At 69.5% G+C, this 13794-nt stretch carries 13 protein-coding genes; 4 read left to right on the top strand and 9 right to left on the bottom strand.

What is annotated here, in order from left to right; translation table 11 throughout:
- Positions 1-28: 28 nt before the first annotated feature.
- Positions 29-1099, bottom strand: coding sequence for a C40 family peptidase (locus tag QQ657_RS01855; protein ID WP_350310627.1), 1071 nt, complete (start codon positions 1097-1099; stop codon positions 29-31).
- Between the two features lie 266 nt (positions 1100-1365).
- On the opposite strand from QQ657_RS01855, the gene QQ657_RS01850 reads away from it, so the two are divergent.
- The 3 genes from QQ657_RS01850 to QQ657_RS01840 all read left to right on the top strand — a co-directional run bounded on the left by QQ657_RS01850 (position 1366) and on the right by QQ657_RS01840 (position 4488).
- Positions 1366-2451 (top strand): tyrosine-type recombinase/integrase, encoded by a 1086-nt coding sequence (locus QQ657_RS01850; RefSeq protein WP_284740245.1) that lies wholly within the window; start codon positions 1366-1368, stop codon positions 2449-2451.
- A gap of 4 nt (positions 2452-2455) precedes the next feature.
- Positions 2456-2773 (top strand): helix-turn-helix domain-containing protein, encoded by a 318-nt coding sequence (locus tag QQ657_RS01845; RefSeq protein ID WP_284740244.1) that lies wholly within the window; start codon positions 2456-2458, stop codon positions 2771-2773.
- A 392-nt stretch (positions 2774-3165) separates the two neighbouring features.
- Complete coding sequence (locus tag QQ657_RS01840; RefSeq protein ID WP_284740243.1) at positions 3166-4488, top strand: site-specific integrase; 1323 nt, start codon at positions 3166-3168, stop codon at positions 4486-4488.
- A gap of 38 nt (positions 4489-4526) precedes the next feature.
- Here the strand turns inward: QQ657_RS01840 and QQ657_RS01835 are convergent, their stop codons facing one another.
- From QQ657_RS01835 to QQ657_RS01810, 6 genes are all read right to left on the bottom strand, one after another.
- A complete protein-coding gene (locus QQ657_RS01835) occupies positions 4527-6086 on the bottom strand; it encodes an ATP-binding protein (RefSeq protein WP_284740242.1) in 1560 nt (519 codons plus the stop codon).
- The gene (locus tag QQ657_RS01830) at positions 6083-7591 is read right to left on the bottom strand and encodes an SCO6880 family protein (RefSeq protein ID WP_284740241.1); all 1509 of its coding nucleotides are present in this window, start codon (positions 7589-7591) and stop codon (positions 6083-6085) included. The genes QQ657_RS01835 and QQ657_RS01830 overlap by 4 nt, the downstream gene beginning before the upstream one ends.
- A complete protein-coding gene (locus QQ657_RS01825) occupies positions 7588-8988 on the bottom strand; it encodes an ICP22 family protein (RefSeq protein ID WP_284740240.1) in 1401 nt (466 codons plus the stop codon). The genes QQ657_RS01830 and QQ657_RS01825 overlap by 4 nt, the downstream gene beginning before the upstream one ends.
- Positions 8985-9800: a hypothetical protein gene (locus QQ657_RS01820; protein WP_284740239.1), complete on the bottom strand. Its 816-nt coding sequence runs from the start codon at positions 9798-9800 to the stop codon at positions 8985-8987. The genes QQ657_RS01825 and QQ657_RS01820 overlap by 4 nt, the downstream gene beginning before the upstream one ends.
- Before the next feature lie 3 nt (positions 9801-9803).
- On the bottom strand, positions 9804-10094 hold the full coding sequence (locus QQ657_RS01815) for a hypothetical protein (protein WP_284740238.1): 291 nt from the start codon (positions 10092-10094) through the stop codon (positions 9804-9806).
- A 92-nt stretch (positions 10095-10186) separates the two neighbouring features.
- Positions 10187-11113, bottom strand: coding sequence for a P-loop NTPase family protein (locus QQ657_RS01810; RefSeq protein WP_284740237.1), 927 nt, complete (start codon positions 11111-11113; stop codon positions 10187-10189).
- A gap of 238 nt (positions 11114-11351) precedes the next feature.
- Here QQ657_RS01810 and QQ657_RS01805 point away from each other — a divergent pair, with 238 nt between their 5' ends.
- Positions 11352-12005 (top strand): hypothetical protein, encoded by a 654-nt coding sequence (locus QQ657_RS01805; RefSeq protein ID WP_284740236.1) that lies wholly within the window; start codon positions 11352-11354, stop codon positions 12003-12005.
- 25 nt (positions 12006-12030) lie between these two features.
- On the opposite strand, the gene QQ657_RS01800 is transcribed toward QQ657_RS01805, so the two are convergent.
- Together QQ657_RS01800 and QQ657_RS01795 are read right to left on the bottom strand one after the other, a co-directional pair.
- The gene (locus QQ657_RS01800; protein ID WP_284740235.1) at positions 12031-13239 is read right to left on the bottom strand and encodes a hypothetical protein; all 1209 of its coding nucleotides are present in this window, start codon (positions 13237-13239) and stop codon (positions 12031-12033) included.
- Positions 13232-13792, bottom strand: coding sequence for an ImmA/IrrE family metallo-endopeptidase (locus tag QQ657_RS01795; RefSeq protein WP_284740234.1), 561 nt, complete (start codon positions 13790-13792; stop codon positions 13232-13234). Before QQ657_RS01795 ends, QQ657_RS01800 begins: the two co-directional genes overlap by 8 nt.
- Positions 13793-13794: the final 2 nt, after the last annotated feature.

Here is a 13794-nt window from a genome sequence, read left to right as displayed (position 1 = left end):
CAGCGGGAGAGCGGCACCACGTTGTTCATCAGAGTGGGCTCCCTCCCGGTGGCGGGGAGGGCGAACTGGGGTCGGCGATCCGGCGGATCGCGACGATCTTCGAGGTCCAGGCCGAGAGGGGTTCGAGGATGACGCCGGTGTCGGTGTCGTAGGCGTCGACGATCAGCCCGTGCCCGGCGTACATCCCGACGTGCCGCGGCACCTGCGCGGTGCCCAGCGAGCCGGGGATGAACAGCAGATCCCCGGATTGCACCTGCTGGATCGAGGCGACGGCGTGCCCGGCGTGAACCTGGCTGACCGTCCCGGCCGGGATACCGACGCCGGCGGCGGCCCATGAGGCGAGCATCAGGCCGGAGCAGTCGTAGGCGTTCGGGCCTTTCGCGCCCCACACGTAGGGTTTGCCGAGCTGGTTGAGGGCGAAGCCGACCGCGGCGCGCTGCCGGAGGTCGGCGGGCAGCGTGAATCCCGGTGGCAGCTTCGTCGGGTCGACCTGGCCGGGGTCGCGGGGGACGTCGGATCCGCCTTGGTCCGGGCACAGCGTCTTGGCCTGCGCCGCCTCCGTGCCGCCGCCGGGCGGCACTGGCGGGGTGGGATTGTCCGGGCCGGTCCAGAACCGATCCACGATCGCTGCGGCGGCCGGTTCGCGAGGAGCGTAGCGGTCTGGGAAGCCGCTGCGCTGGACCGCCTGCTCCGCCCGTCCCGGGGCCATGGTGTCCCAGCCGGGCAGCGCGATGAGGGCGTCGAGGAATCTGCCGGCGGCGTAGACGGGGTCGAGGATCTGCCCGCGGGTGCCCCAGCCTTGACTCGGCCGTTGCTGGAACACCCCGAGCGAGTCGCGGTCGCCGTAGTCGAGATTGCGCAGCCCCGACTCGACCATCGCCGTAGTGATCGCCAACACTGCGGCCCGCTGCGGTAGCCGGCGTTGCTGCACGAGGTCGACTATGGTGCGGGCGATGTCCATCTCGCCCGCGCCCAGCTGCTGCCGGTCGACCACGACCGAGCCGCCGCCCGGGCCGCCTTGCTCGCAGCCGCTCAGTTGCACGACCGTCGCGGTGGCAGCTTGGCCGACGATGAGGGTCAGTGCGAGGATCGGTAGCACAACCAACCCGACTAGCGCACCGGCGCATGCAGCGACAACGCCGTTGGTCCTCATGATGACGTCGCCATCAATTCGTTGCTGGCTAACGGATTTGCTTTTGTCTCTAGTGTCGTGAGTTCGTGACAGGTCTCGAGGTCCTGGTAGGACGCTGTCCCTGGTGGAGCGCCGTTCACTCCTCTGGATGAAAATTCGATGCTTCGGTCGAGAATCCTGACGGTTCTGCCGAATAAATGACCTATGGACGGGTTTGCTGAACAGGAGGCGCGATGAGCCTCGCTGTCGTGCGGAACGTCGGTGCCCCGCGAAGCCTCCGCTCGACGCAGGACCTCGAGGACTTCGAGCAGGAGATCGTCGACCAGTACGCCCTGGCGATGGCAGCGGCCGGCCTGACCGACGGACACATCAGCGCATCGCGGTCCACTGTGGTCGAGTTCGCCCGAACCCTGTCGGGCCCGTTGTGGTCCGCCTCGACCGACGACGCTGACCGCTACCTCACCGATCTGCGCCGGCACGGCCGCGCACGCAGCACAGTCAAAGGCAAGGCCGACGGAGTCGCCCGCTTCTACGACTTCCTGCTCACCCGCTACCAGGGCGACATTCACCGGCTCACCGGCTGGGTCGTCGCGCAGCCGGTCGACGAGTACAACCGGCCCACCAACCCGACGCACGGGTCGGTCCGCGTCCCGCCCTCCGACGACGAGATTGAGGAACTGTTTTCCCAGTGGCGGCAGGCAATCACCCACGCACGGAAGTACTTGCCGGCGGCGCGTGACTACTTCGCCGCATCGTTGTGGCGCCGGCTGGGGTTGCGGATCAGCGAGACGGTCATGCTCGACATCCGCGACTGGCGTCCCGATCTGAGCGAGCTCGGCAAGCTGCACGTACGCCACGGCAAGGGAAGCGCCGGACGTGGACCGAAGCCACGGCTCGTCCCCGCCATCAACTCCGCAGACGTGCTGATCGATTGGTGGCTGGCCGAAGTGCGACCACAGTACGGCCCGGACTGGGCCGACCCGGATGCCCCGATGCTGCCCAGCGAACGCCGGGACCCCGACCTCGGCCGCCGCATGAGAGTGGGCGACGACGGCCTGCGCAGCGGACTGGCCGCCGCGACCGAACGGTGGCTGCCCGCCTGGATCGGCAAGCTGACCCCCCACGTGCTGCGCCACTACTGCGCCTCCTCGCTCTACGGCAACGGAATGGACCTCAAGGCAGTGCAAGAACTTCTCGGCCACGAATGGCTCTCCACGACGACTCGGTACGTGCACGTGCGCAGCGACTGCATCGAACGGGCCTGGGAACAGGCCAATCAGCGCCTCACGGCACGATTCGCGACAACAGAGGGACGGTGAGGACGTGCGGTGGAATCTGCGGATGAAGGCCGCGGAGTGCGGGATCTGGAAGTCCGCCGAGCTGCGCCGCAGGCTGGCTGATGCCGGGCTCGAGATCAGCGCCGGGAAGATGTCCGCACTGTGGGCCGGAACGCCCACCACCATCCGGCTGGACGATCTCGACGTGATCTGCACCGTGCTCGACTGCGAGCCCACCGAGCTGCTGATCCGCGAACCCGAGAAAGTCGCCGCGTTACGTCCGGCGAAGGCCGCAACCAACCAAGCCGGCCCGACACCGGTCACCCCGCGACTCGGCCATCCCCGCTCGACGCCACCGGTATGAACACCCCACCACGCTTCTGCGCTGCCTGCCGCACCAACCGTGTTGCCTGGACGGCGCCCCGGGTCGACTACTGCTACGCCTGCCTGCCCGGCGGCCCGTTCACTCCGCCGCTCTGCCAAGCGTGCGGGTCCGAGGACTACTTCTGCCAGGGACTGTGCGGCGTCTGCCATCCCAGCGCTCCCGACCATCCTGGGGCCTGCAAGGACTGCCTGGCTTGGGGCGTGCTCCGCAAGCACAACTGGCGATGCTGGAGTTGCCGGGGATGGCGGTACCGGCACCCGGTCGACAACTGCCCCTACTGTGGTGAAAGCAGACCGCTGGCCGCCCACGGAGCCTGTCGGCTCTGCTGGCACCAAGCACTCACGGCTCGCCAACCCGACGAACCGATCGAGTTGGCCGAAGCCAACCGCTTTGGACAGCAACTGTTCTTGGCCAACATGCACTACCAACCGCGCGGCCCACGCCGCGGCAGTCGCCAGCCGCGCCGATTCCGCGCGTCGGCGCCGTCGCGAGGACAGGCCGAGCAAACGGACTTCGCCGTCGTGGATAGCGAACAGCTGGCGCTGTTCTGGTCCCGGCCGGACTTGCGGCGAGCACAATCGCTGCCGGCCGCACCGGACTCGATCATGTCCCGCTACTGCGACACAGTCCTGCACGAGCACGCGGCGCGCAACGGGTGGAGCAAGCGTCTGATCAACGTCGTCAGTCGATCGCTGGACATGGTGCAAGCACAGCAGCCAACACCCGGCGCCAAAATCAAGGCGAGCGAAGCACGGTCGCTGCTGACACAGGACGGCCTCACCGCCGACTCCACGCTGGAAGTCCTGGCCGCGGCCGGTCTGCTCATCGACGACCGCGTTCCCGCCATCCGCACCTATTTCCTCGCGCAGACCGCTGCTCTTCCCGATGCCATCCGCGCACAGTTGGAGATCTGGTACACGATCATGGCCGAGGGAACCGCTGTCCCTCCACGCCGCAAACCACGCCACCCGCAGACCATCCGGATCCAGTTGCAAGCAATGGTCCCCCGCCTCCAGGCGTGGGCTGACGACGGCCACGAGAGCCTGGCTGAGATCACGCCGGACGACATCCACGCGGCACTGACCGGCACTGCAGCTCAGCGCAAGCTCGTCGGCCAGGCCCTGCGGTCGCTGTTTCGTATCCTCAAGTCCCGCAAAGAAATCTTCACCAACCCCACGGCGTCGATATCGACGGAACGACCAGCCGCCAGCACTCCGATGCCGATCGACACCACGACCATCCAGGACGCGCTCAACGCACCGCACCCGGCCCGGGCCCTGGCTGTCGCGCTGGTGGCCTTCCACGGCCTCACCGCCGGGCAGATCACGAAGATCCTGATCACGGACGTACGCGATAGCCGCCTTACCCTCGACGGCCGGACCATTCCGTTGGCCGGGCCCGTCCGAACCCGGCTGAGGGCCTACCTCGACTACCGAAACCAGCGATGGCCGAACACGGCCAACCCGCACCTCCTGGTCAACCGCAAATCTGCTCCCCACGTGACACCGGTCGCTGCCCGATATCCCTGGCACAGATATCCGCTGGCTCCGAGACCTTTGCGCGAAGACCGGATCCTCCACGAGGTCCACGCCACCGGCGGCGACGTCCGCCGCATCTGCGATCTGTTCGGTCTCAGCATCAAAGGCGCCATGCGCTACCAAGCGGTCCTCGAACACCCCGACCTGACCGAGTAGCCCACCTTGAGTTCCTGAACCCACGACACCGCGCCCCGTCATGACCGGACCCCTACACTTGGGTTCCGGCCAACAGAACCGTCAGTTTTCCTGAACCCACGGGGGACCCGGATCAGCTGAGCGTTGGTGTCGAAGATCTGCCGCTCAATCCGGCTGAGCACGGTCTGGATCCGAAGCCCGGTCCGGTTCTCGATCTTCCACAGGGCACGTCCTTGACGGTCGTTGGCCCACCCGGTCGTGGCCTCCTGTTCCTTGTCCGAGAGAGCAAGGACATCGGCCAGTTCGCTCGCCACCCGTGTTGACTGTCCAAGCAGGACACGGATCGAGCACAGGGCGAGCAGGTCGCGGGCGATGGCGACCTCTTGGGAGCCGGTGGCGCCGACGGAGAGGAAGTCGCCGGGTTTGTGGCTGACCAGCACCTGGATCTTGCGTTCCGCGCGGGACAGGCGCAGTTCGCTGTCCACCGCCTGCACCGCGCGCAGACCCAGGCGGAGTTGCCGCCAGATCTCGTCCCGGACGACGATCCGCAGCTCCCCGTCCTCCTGCAGATCCGTGGCCAGCGACGACCACGAGCCCAGGCAGGTCAGCGCGACGGCGACGGCCTGGTCGCCGCGGGTGCGCAGCCGTGAGAGGTCCAGGCTCTGGATCGGGGCGTCCCAGTCGACGGTGAAATTCGTGGCTGCGTCGAACAACCCCGCCAACGGTCCGCTGATCAGGTTGGCCAGCGCGTCGGTGATCGAGCGGAGGTGGTCGAGGAATTGGCGGCGGCCGGCGAAGCGCAGGCTCGACCAGAGCTGGTCGTCCGGGTCGGACAGCATCCGGTGGACATCGGGGATGGTGATCGGCTTCAGGCGGGTGTAGCCGTCGCTGACGCCGAGCAGCTGCCGCAGCACCGCCGAGAGGGCGGCTTCGTCGGTGACGGTGGGCCGGTAGCCTTGGGCTTCGGCGAGCGCGACCAGCAGCTGCACCCACCGGCCCAGAACGCCGTCGACCTCGTCGCGTTGCCGCGCGGTCGACCACGCATCCCAGCGGGCAGCCAGCGGGCCGAGGTCGAGGGCGTTGAGGCGTGCGCTGCTGCCGCGGCCGAGCATGATCGGCGCGACACCCAAGGCGTGCAGCAGCGGGGTGTATTCGCCTTTGACGTCGCCGGAGATCAGGGTGCGGACGCCGGTGAGCATCATCCGCAGCAGGAACGCCACGACCGTGGATGACTTGCCCCGCCCGGGCTCGCCGAACAGGACGAGGTTCGGGTTGGTGCAGATGGAGCGGAGGACGAACTCCACGGGATGCAGGTAGAACGCGCCGCCGGAGTGGACGTCGTAGCCCATCCGCGCTCCGACCGCCGGCAGCGGGCTCGCCGCCAGCAGCGGGAACAACCCGCCGATCTCGTGGGTGCCGGCCTGATATACCTGCAGCGGGGCCGCGACCGGCGACCACCCGTACCCGGGCCGGGCGAACCCGCGCCGGGGCGCCACCCACTGGTTCAGGCGAGCGCTGCGGCCGTCCGGACGCCGACGTCCGGGCGGGCGTGTGCTGACCGCGGGGCCGAAGGTGGCGAGCAGTTCCGCGGCGGTCCGTTCGGCTGCACGGCGGCTCACGATGCACCGCCACGTAGCCGGGGCAGCCCCACACCGACCGGCAGGACCGCGGCGACGAACCCCGCGTCCTGGGCCAGTTCCATCCGCAGCAGCTGGAAGCGGCCGGCGATGTCGTTCTCCAGCCGGGCGGCGTGGTCCTCGACGTTCCACGTTTCGGGGATCGTGACCGCGGCGGCGACGGCGAAGCGGACGATCCCATGTCCGGCCGCGACCGCGTGCTCCTGCGCCCGGGCCCCGCCCGCCTCGCGGGCTTCGGTCGCGCCGGAGTTGAAGCCCTTCGAAGACTTCCAGTCCCGCACCACCCCGGTCCTGAACCGCAGCCGACGCACGGCCTTGCGGGACCGGTGCTGCGAGAGCGTCTCGTAGTGGATGGCGAGGCTGCGGCGCTCGCCGGCGGTCTTGACCGCCAGCAGCCCACCGAGCGATCCGAAAACGGTCCCCGCTTCCGGCATCAGCACCGAGTAGGAGACGGTGGCGAAGCCGTCGTGCTGGTACGCCCTCGCCGACGGCGCCGGAGCATGCACCGGTCCGGCGGTCGCCCACCGGACACCGGCGTCACCGCCAGCCTGGTGGCGGCGCGCGGCGAGACCCGCGGCGGTAGCCGGGTTGAACCCGGTGCGGATCGCCACCGCCAACTCCGGGCCCGAGAGCCACTTCACGCCGGTGGCCCCGAGACTCTTGAGCTTGTCCTCAAGCCCGTCGAGCACCCGGTAGAGCACCGCGGCCCGGCCGGCGACCCCGCCACCGGCCGCAGTAGCCGGGCGTCGCAGGGCGTCTTCGGTGCCGGAGAGGGTGACGAACACTTCGTGCCGGACCGACACCGCCCCGACCAGCCGGTCCAGCTCCGCAGTGGCCTGCCGCGCGAGCGCTGGGGCGTTGGGGACGTCGTGTTCGGTTCGCCAGGCGTGGTAGTCGGCGCCGTCGTCGGGGACGGTGCGCACCAGCAGGCTCATCCGGTCGATGACCTCGCGGTGCCCGATCGACAACAGCAGGTTCCCAAGCCGGTTGGCCAGCCGCTCGCACTGCGCGTCGGACAGCATCCCGACTCCGGCGTGGGTCAGCCGGGCGGTGGCGCCCCACCGCCCGTCGCCGGTGTCGTGGATCAGGCACACCCGGCCCACATCGCGCAGCGGTGGACCGTCGGGGAACCGCAGCCGGGCCAGCACCCCGGGCAGATCCGGCTCATCCAGGTCGTGGGCTTGACCGGCGATCGCGCGCGACTGCCACCGCGACCAGCCCAGCGCGTTCCCGGCGCGGTAGAGCAGCAGGTGTCCCAGCCACCGCAGCGCCGGACGGCCGCGCACCGGGACCACCACCAGCGCCGCCGCACTGCCGCAGAGCCCGCCCAGGGCTAGAGCCTGCCCGAAACGCCCAGCCGCCAGCGCCAGGATCACCGGCACGGCCAGCCCGACACACACGAACGCTTGTATGGGTGTCAGCCCGATGATCCAGCCCGCACGCTCTCTGCGGGACAGTCCTTTGTAGATCCGCGGCGCGGCGCTCACAGCAGCACCGCCGCGTCCTCGGCTGCGCCGGCCGCGGCACCACCGTCGCCGTTATCCGATGGCGGACCACCGTGGGGCTTCGGAACCGGCGGGGTCGGTGGACCGGTATCGCCGGGCGGGTCCGCAGGTGGGGACTCGCCGTCATCGTCGTCGACGGGTCCGGTCACGCTCGCGCCGCCGGTACCGCTGGCCTCGGGGGTGGGCGGATCTGCCGGATCGGTGCCTGACTCTCCTTCGCCGCCGCTGGACTCGCCGGCTTCGGACGCGTCGCCGCCGGAAGCCGTGCCGGCCGCGCTCGCGTCGCCGGACGCGTGCTCGTCGCCAGTCGCATCGAGTGGCCCGGCGGTCGTGTCATCCTCGGCGGCGGCCTGGTCGAAGCGGTCGACGTTCGCCTGCTCCTGGCTATCGCCGCCGTCTTCGCCGTCGCCGCTGTTTGCGTTGTTGCCCATTTCTTTGCGGGCCTTGTTCGAGAATGCGCCGGCTATGCGTCCGGCGATGCTGTTGGCGCCGTAGGAGTCCAACCCGGCGTCCGAGAGCTTGTCCCGGAACACTCCTTGCGGGTCGGAGTCGGGGTCGACGAACGCGAAGAGCTTGAACAGCACGAGCGGCACGCACAGCGCGACGAACAGGACTCCGATGCCGGCCAGCAGTCCGGACAGGCCCTGCGCGCCGCCGACGATCGCGACGGCCAGCACCAGCACGAACGCCAGGGCGGGTTTCATCACGATGGCGACCAGGGCCCAGCGGACGACTTTCCAGTACCAGCGTGCGGTCGCATCCGCCAGCAGTCCGGCTGCGGCGATGGGGATCGTGGCGACCAGGATGTAGATCGCGGCCTCGCGGAACACCGCCTCGAACGCGAACCCCAACCCTGCCGGGATCACCCCGAAGGCCCCGGCCAAGCCGAGCACGACGTTCTTGACCTCATCCGACAGCGCATCGGTGAAGCCGGTCATGTTCAACGCGTCCCGGAAGTTCCCCACACGCAGCCCGGTGGACAGGATCGCTTCGGTTAGGCCGTCGGCGGCGGCGAGCAACGCCGCGACCACGCTCACGGTGAGCGCCAGAGCGATTCCGTACTGGATGGGGCCGGTGACCAGGCGGACGAAGCCGCGGCCGCCGTGTAGGACGGTGGTGATGATCTGCCAGAAGAATATGCCCAGCGCGATGGCTCCGGAGATCCACAGCGTCATCGGCCACAGAATCGACACCGGTCCGTCCGTGGTGGACACCGTGAAGATGGAGAACTGGTCGACCAGCTGGAACGCGGTCCGCAAGATGAACAAGGCCGAGGCCCAGGTGGCCGCCATGAGCGGCTCGAGGACCCCGTCGGCGACCGCGCCGACCGCGCTGCCTGCCAGCTTGCCCAGCTCGTCCAGCAGGTCCAGGGGGTTCATCGGACGCCGTCCCGGGTCAGGGGCCGGTAGCCGGCGGTGACCGATTCGATGCTGCCCGGCCACGCGTGTGTGGCGTAGGCGGCGCGGGCGCCGGGGGCGATGCGCCAGGCGGTGCCGGTCCAGCGCAGGGCCTGGCAGTCGCCGATGCCCATGCTCGTGCTCTGGCCCTGGTAGTCGAAGTTCAGCTGCCCGAGGGTGCACACGACCGCGAACCGGCTCTCGTCGGCGGTGCCTTTGATCAGGCCTTGGGTGACGTCGTAGGTCACGGTCAGGCCGGGCTTGAGCTCTCCGGGGCGGATGTCGGCTCGCTCTCGGAAGGAGGTCAACAGGGCGTACAGGCCGCTGCCCTGCGGGGCCGGGGCATGCGGGAGTGCCGATTCGCTGTAGGCCCGTAGGTAGGTGGCCGGGTCGCCGCCCCGCAGTGCGGTTTCGTTCAGGTCGGCGAGCCAGCCGAGCGCCCCTTCGGCGGTCGCCGGGACCCCGTCGGCGATCAGGCGGTTTGCGATCGGGGCCGGTCGCGGCACAGTGATCGGCGGACCGGCCGTGACAGTGGTGAGTTCGTGCGGCAGCGCCGCCTCGCGCGACAGTGTCAGCATGGGACGGGTCGCCAGCGCGGTCGCCTCGTCGACCGGCGCTGTCGGTGTCGGCGAGGGCGCGGCGCCGGGCGGAGTCGGTGCCGGAGGCGGCGACGGCGGTGCCGTTGTTTGCCGGGCAACGAGCACCACGGCGATCGCGGCGACGAGCAGGACGGTGACGGTGATCAGGCGGCGCGCGCGTGTGCGGGTGCGTGGCGGCGTGGCGGGGGTGAACATGGCTCAGCCGCCCGCGAAGCTGTTGATGAGCGACCAGCCGATGCCGTAGAGGATCGCGCCGGCGATGGCGCAGAGCATCATGACGACGCCGACTTTCCCGGCCCGGTGATGGTCGACCCAGCGGCCGCCGGCCCAGACGATCAGCCCGACGAAGAATCCGAAGACGAGGGCGACACCCGCGCCCCACTTGACGTTGTTGAGCAGCCCCAAGATCTTGTCGCCTCCGACGGCGGGCTGCACCGGTGTCGGATTCGGGATCTGGACGAGCCAGTCGATGACAATGTGCGCGGACATCGCGCCCTCCACATCGCACCGCCCGACGTCACGTCAGGCGGGTCAGGTGGGAGGGCGTTGAAGTTCCTTGTCAGCTGAGCGGCGGAACGGGCTCAGCCGGTGTCGCGGTCGGAGACATGACTGTCGTGGCCGCGGGCGATCCGCGGCCACCGCCGGGACGGGCGGCGTGTCCGCTGCGGCAGCACATGCCACGAACGAAGCAGGTGTTCGGCCGGCGATCGCAGCGACGGCGGTGTCACGTCCGCGGTCACTCCATGTGTGGCAACACCACGATCGTTCGGGAAGAACACCGCATCAGGCAGCAGGACGCTCGTGCGGCGGCCCGCAGTGCCACTGACGCCTTTCGGCCACCTGCGGGCCCCGACGACGAGCAGTTGCGTGGGCGGGGTCGCCGCACCGGCCCGCGCCCACGGGGCCAGTCGGGCCAGGACCTGCTCGGCGTGCGCGAGCCCGGGCACCGTCGGTCGCACCACCAAGGCGGGTATCGGTGAGGGGCTGCCGACGCGCAGCCACTGTCCTGGTCCGAGAGCAGGGTCGGACGCCAGGCGCCAGGGGTCGTGGCCGACGTCGACCACGGTCACGTCGACGCCGCGACCGCCGCCCGGGTGCCAGTGCAGGGGCGGCGGGAACATCACCGGCTCGGCGGCGAGCTCTGAGAGGTCGAGGCGGGCCAGGAGTGCGCGGGCGCGCCGGGAGAAGCGGACTCCCGCCGCGGGATCGGGGCCGTCCCGGCGTGGCCCGTCGGTGCGCGCGGCGCGGCCGAGTCCGGATCGGACGGGATCGCCGGCGTCGATGAGCAGGACTGATCGGCCCGCCAGCTGGAGCGCGTCGGCGATCGCGACGGCGGTGCTCGTCGCACCGGCGCCGGGAGATGCGGCCAGGATCGGCAGGACCCGGCCGAACGCCGACCAGTCGACCAGCTCAACCGCAGGTTCCGCGGGCGTGGACTGCTGCTGCTCGGCGGCCGACGTGTCCACACGGGAGCGAACGTCCGCAGCTGAGTCTTGAGAAGTGATCATGACGGGCCTCCCCTCAGCGGTGGTGGTGCGCCGGTGACGGGTGCGGCGGTCACAGTGGGACCGTGCTCCAACCCCCTGGTCGGGGTGGCGTGGGTTGCGTTCTCTCGACGTTCCGAAGATACTCGCAACAAGCGTGGTGCTTACTTCGATAGTAGACGCAACCGGCGATGTGTCAAATGTCTGCTAACGCGGCCCGACGTTCCACGCTCACTGATGTCGATACGCGATGGGGCAGACGATGAAACGAGCATCCGACGACGGGTCGGGCCCACACGAGAGCAAACCGGTCGCACCACCATCGACTGAACTGCTCTCGCCGATCCCGCGCCGCCGGGCAGCCGACCAACAGGAACTCACCGTCGCGCTGCTGAACCTCGACACCTTCGCCGAGCGGTTGACGTACCTGTTCGACCACGCCTCCACCTACTATCTCTTGCGCGGTGACCCTGTCGTCGATCCCGACGCGATCGACCGGCTCACCGCCGAGGGCGATCCGACATTCCTGACCTTCACCGCGCGGCCGCCGTTGGTCGCCCAGTGGGTGCGCGACCGGACCGGGTTGCCGCTGGCCGAGCAGGCACTACGCAACTTCAAGGCCGGCATCCGGCAGAACAGTCGCCCGGGGATCACGGACGCACTGGCCGAATTCTGGCGGATCCACCATAAGCTGCTCGACCCCTTCGTCCCTGCCAGTGATTTCGCGCTACCCGAGGACGAAATCGCCCGTAAAACCCACGCTCTGATCACCGAACTCGGCTTGGTCGGATTCAACGCACGCGACATCACCAGCTCGATCGGCGATGCGCCCGACGCCGACCGCAAGCAGCTGCTGCAGGTGGTGGAGCAGATCGCACGAACACGGCGCGCCGCACGCGACAATCCCAGCTCCTGATTTCGTCGATTCACCGACAGAGCGATCACGCCTCGCAGACCCTGCCGCGCGTCGCGCTGCTCCTTGCTGCCAGGCGTTGCACACGACGGCTCGTCAGCACCTGTCCGACAGCCGCCAGCCACGTGATCCTGGCGGGGTCGTCGAGCTGCACGCGCTCGGTCTCCGGCCACCATGCCTCGGTCCCAGCATCCTCGACCTCCTCATCCGGGACGTACTGCGCCGACGGTTGAGACAGATGCGCGACGACGACGGAGATCGCAATCTCGATCTCAACGGCGGTCGCCCGCGGTTCAGTGAGGTCTTTGAAAAGGGCGCGGCTCCGCAGGTCGCGGAATATCGTGCGCCGTGTCTCATCGTCGATCAGCTGATCGACGATAAGCAGGGCGTCCTCGATCTCGACCAGCTGCTGGGCCAGAGTCAGCGGTGGCCGCTGCCGGCAAGCGAGCAGCACGCGGACACGCGTCCAGAGCTGTTCAATCGCGGCCTCCCGGCGCTTGCTGCGGCGCCGGTCGAGCCAGTCGAACAACCGCCGGGTCGCCGCGGCGAACAGCGACCCGGCGACGAACAATGCCAGGCCCGCGGCGTCGGTGAACACCGCGAAATGCGTCCCGCGGGGCGGATGGTGCGGGTCGAGCAGCAACCGGAGCACGACACCGAACCGCCAGCACAGTCCGGCCAGCGACACCGCGACCCCCAGCTGAGCCAAGGCGACGCCGCCGCGCACCGCCGCCGGCTCACCTTGGGCCACGGCCATTACACCGACCAGGAGCAGCACGAGCCAGCCGACCATGTAGGCCAGGTAGACGGCGCTGTAGAGCTGTGAGGGCAGAGCCGGATTCCGTGGCGATCCGAAGAAGGACGTGTGCGCCCCGGCCAGCACATACACGGTGACCATCACCGCCGCGCAGACCGCGAAGATCGTGACCACCGCCGGCATCGGGAGGCGCAGCCGCCCGAGGGTGTGCAGGAACCCGGCAGTGCAGACCATGGCCAGCATGGCCAGCACGTTGTGGACGACGATCCCGGCGTTGTGCAGGCCGGTCAGGTGGTCGGCCCAGCCCAAGGTCATCGGGTCACCGAAGGCCAGCGACAAGGCCATGCAGGCGATGCCGGCGGTCAGGAAATGGCGGCTGAGCGCATAGCCGACACCCCGGTTGACCAGCGCCTTGCGGACTGCCTCAACCACGCCCGTGGCCGCGGCGCCGTACCAGAGGAGCGAGACCGCGTCAGCCATCGGCGCACAAGTGCCGACGGGCCCCGAACGCCGCCCGCAGCGCGGTGTGGCCCGGCGGCAGCCGCTCGCGGTGACGGGCTGCCCCGACGCGCACGTGAGCTCGCAGAAGGTGGGCGAATTGTTCGGCTTCGGATTCCCAGCGGTCATCCGGGTGCGTGCGGCGAGTGCAGAGGTGATCGCCCGGATGTCCGAGCACCCAGTGGCCGACCTCGTGGAAGGCGATGTGGGTGCGGTGCGCCGGCGTGGCCTTCGCCGCGACCATGAGCCAGCACTCTTCGCGGGAGCGCGCCAGCAACCCGCTGGCCCCACCGCGTCTCGTCGGCAGCCGGCCCAGGACCACTGACATGCCCCGTTGCCGTCCCACCGCGTCAAGGAAAGCCCGCAATTCGAACGGGTGGCGAATCGGCAGTGTGCTGATGATGGCTTCGCAACGCCGAACGAACTGCTGATCCCCGTACTCGGTAGTGCTCACGTTCACCCCTGTGTGTTCGATATGTCCAGCCGGCCCCCGCCGGCACCCCTGCACGCCCCGCCCAACCTTGACGATCTGCATCG

The sequence above is a fragment of the Amycolatopsis ponsaeliensis genome (assembly GCF_030182635.1).
In the GTDB taxonomy this organism is placed as follows: domain Bacteria; phylum Actinomycetota; class Actinomycetes; order Mycobacteriales; family Pseudonocardiaceae; genus Amycolatopsis; species Amycolatopsis ponsaeliensis.
The sequence above is the reverse complement of the archived record's forward strand: the minus strand, read 5'-3'. Positions and strand labels throughout refer to the sequence as shown.

Excerpts from the sequence above, each read along its gene's own strand:
- QQ657_RS01850 (WP_284740245.1), top strand. The coding sequence starts at position 1,366 with ATGAGCCTCGCTGTCGTGCGGAACGTCGGTGCCCCGCGAAGCCTCCGC.
- QQ657_RS01815 (WP_284740238.1), bottom strand. The coding sequence starts at position 10,094 with ATGTCCGCGCACATTGTCATCGACTGGCTCGTCCAGATCCCGAATCCG.
- QQ657_RS01810 (WP_284740237.1), bottom strand. The coding sequence starts at position 11,113 with ATGATCACTTCTCAAGACTCAGCTGCGGACGTTCGCTCCCGTGTGGAC.
- QQ657_RS01800 (WP_284740235.1), bottom strand. The coding sequence starts at position 13,239 with ATGGCTGACGCGGTCTCGCTCCTCTGGTACGGCGCCGCGGCCACGGGC.
- QQ657_RS01825 (WP_284740240.1), bottom strand. The coding sequence starts at position 8,988 with ATGAACCCCCTGGACCTGCTGGACGAGCTGGGCAAGCTGGCAGGCAGC.
- QQ657_RS01805 (WP_284740236.1), top strand. The coding sequence starts at position 11,352 with ATGAAACGAGCATCCGACGACGGGTCGGGCCCACACGAGAGCAAACCG.
- QQ657_RS01795 (WP_284740234.1), bottom strand. The coding sequence starts at position 13,792 with ATGCAGATCGTCAAGGTTGGGCGGGGCGTGCAGGGGTGCCGGCGGGGG.
- QQ657_RS01820 (WP_284740239.1), bottom strand. The coding sequence starts at position 9,800 with ATGTTCACCCCCGCCACGCCGCCACGCACCCGCACACGCGCGCGCCGC.